Origin of the sequence: Geobacillus sp. WSUCF-018B (assembly GCF_002809985.1) — a bacterium.
In the GTDB taxonomy this organism is placed as follows: Bacteria; Bacillota; Bacilli; order Bacillales; family Anoxybacillaceae; genus Geobacillus; species Geobacillus thermophilus.
The window spans coordinates 1-2,287 of the sequence record NZ_PIJF01000113.1 but is presented as its reverse complement, the minus strand read 5'-3'; the positions used below and the strand labels follow the sequence as shown (position 1 = coordinate 2,287).

Here is a 2,287-nt window from a genome sequence, read left to right as displayed (position 1 = left end):
ACACTTTTCCGTACAGGGTCTAAGCCACCATTAAGCATAACGTCCTGTTGAACTGTTTGCGCCTATTCTTCATTATGGGAAGAAAAGGGGGATTTTCATCCCTGGGTGGAGGGCAAACCATTGCCCATGGATCTTTTCCATGTATTTCAGCTAACAAACTTTCTCCCCCCTGTCTGTGCCCATACATTCGACAAGTGACAGGATCCGCGTGCAACGAAGCTTCTCCTGTCGCACTCTAATTTTTTAATTGCTTCTCATAACACTTCTTCATCACAACAGATAAATCCGGGTTAATCAAGTCTTGCCCGAGACGTTTTCGTTCCTGACACAGCTTTTCTTCGATAGGTGACAACAGACACTAAAACTATTTCTCTCAACTATATACGTCCCCAACATGAACGGCTACATATCGGAACTCGCCATGTTTATCTTGGTTGATAGTAGAATAATGATGCCATTTCAATTGATATCTCCCTTTAATAAAGATCGGCGCATCACGGTTTTTTTTCGTCCCTGCTGATGCACGTTCCTGCCATTTTAACTCCCCGGTGATGATCCGGTTTTCATGAATGCGAAACTCGCAGTCCACCGTATTTGGTCGCATCGGCTCGGTCCAATACAAATGGTCATTCGTTAGCAGCACAACGATCCCGTATACATTCCTTCTCCCCATTGTTATTCGTTCTAACTTTTCCACTTGCGCCAAAAAATCATAACGACCCTGATCCTGAGCACCGTGGTGCTTCAATTCAATCGTTTGCCCGTTTTGCTTTATCGTGACCCGAGCGAGCTTGTTCATTAAACAAATCGCGTATTGGCGCCCACTTTCCGGTTCTTCCACCCACAAATCGATCAGATAATCATGAAAGCGTTTGTTCTCCTCGACGCGGAATTTTTCTTGAAGCTGAAATTTTAATGACTGTTTAAACGCTTCTTTTGAAGCAAAAAATCGATACTTTTGCGATAGGCGTTCCAATTCCTCGTGAATAGAAAACATCATTTTCCTCCTTCCCTTATCTATAGTTGCTGCCCAAACGGCCGTGTTGCAAGTTCAGCCAATCGACTGCGTAAACTTGCATTTCGGATAATTATTGCAACCTTTAAATGTTCCGTATTTCCCTTTCCGAACGATTAGAACACCGCCACATTTTGGACAACGGTTTTGCTGTATATGTTGTTCCGTCTGCTTTTGCTTCGTTCGAATCGTTTGCACGTGCCGCTTTTTCATTTCTTTTTCTTGTGTCTTATCTTTGGCAAGCACTGTTTCTAATTTTTGAGCTAAACGTTCTTTTGTTTCCCTATCGATCACTTTTGTTTGATGTTGCTCGAGCACTTGTTTCAATTGTTTCGGATAAACCACATAAGCATGGGCAAAATGAGCATTTGATTTAAACTTTGCCCGCGTCAAAAACACGACAACCGAGTGAATCGGAATATGCGCAAACTCCTCCCCAAGCCAGCCTCTTAACGCCTTGATATGCCCTTTGTTCTGCAAAATAGGATTAAGAAATTTTTCTTTTCGTTTATAAATGACTTGCGTCCAATATTTTGACGTTTCATCTCCGAAAATCCAGCCGCTGTAATTTTTCGTTTCGATGACAAACAGTCCTTGATCGGAAAGGATAACATGATCAATTTGCGAAGTTGAACCGTCTTGTTTTGGAATATACAGGTTATGAAAAGCTTTGTATTTTCCGGATGATGTTGCTTCTATATTTTTAATTGCTTTACGGACTTTATATTCTCCATACGATCCAATCCATTCCGCTTCTTTTGACTTGATCCATCTTGCCAATAAGGCAAGCAAACATAAAAGAAGCAGTGTATAGAAAAGATTCACGTTCATCTGCCCCCCTCCCTTTTCACATCCCCCATACCACTTTACAGATTACCTAGGCGATTTCGTTCAATTTTGATAGTGTTATCTTTCCCGTCCAACATATCAGCACGCTTGCTGCCGTAAATGCGAAGCCACGGGGAACCTTTGACCGCCTTCACCGACAGCCGCGCTGTTCCGCGAATCTGTTCTTTTTCGATATCCACGCATTCGAGAAATTCATCCCAGTAGACGATGGCAATCATTTGGTTGTAATCACTTAACTGCTTCTGGCCGCAAATAAAGGCAAAGATAAATTCTTTTTTCTTTGTTGTTTTCCTGATGAATCTTAGTAATTTCTTCGATCTCATTAAGGCCGGTGAATTAATGGGGCATAGACTTCCCACATGTCGAATTTTGGAGGCCATTCTCCCCGCCGTTTGGCGCCAAAGGATGGGAAGACGAGCAGGA

At 42.5% G+C, this 2,287-nt stretch carries 2 protein-coding genes and 1 pseudogene; all 3 read right to left on the bottom strand.

What is annotated here, in order from left to right:
- Positions 1–373 precede the first annotated feature (373 nt).
- On the bottom strand, positions 374–997 hold the full coding sequence (locus CV944_RS16730; protein WP_080706524.1) for a hypothetical protein: 624 nt from the start codon (positions 995–997) through the stop codon (positions 374–376).
- A 54-nt stretch (positions 998–1,051) separates the two neighbouring features.
- The gene (locus CV944_RS16725; protein WP_233205242.1) at positions 1,052–1,846 is read right to left on the bottom strand and encodes an NERD domain-containing protein; all 795 of its coding nucleotides are present in this window, start codon (positions 1,844–1,846) and stop codon (positions 1,052–1,054) included.
- A 35-nt stretch (positions 1,847–1,881) separates the two neighbouring features.
- Positions 1,882–2,188 (bottom strand): annotated as a pseudogene (locus CV944_RS16720) (hypothetical protein); the annotation flags it as partial.
- Positions 2,189–2,287: the final 99 nt, after the last annotated feature.

Coding starts and splice junctions, on each gene's coding strand:
- CV944_RS16730 (WP_080706524.1), bottom strand. CDS start 997: ATGTTTTCTATTCACGAGGAATTGGAACGCCTATCGCAAAAGTATCGA.
- CV944_RS16725 (WP_233205242.1), bottom strand. CDS start 1,846: ATGAACGTGAATCTTTTCTATACACTGCTTCTTTTATGTTTGCTTGCC.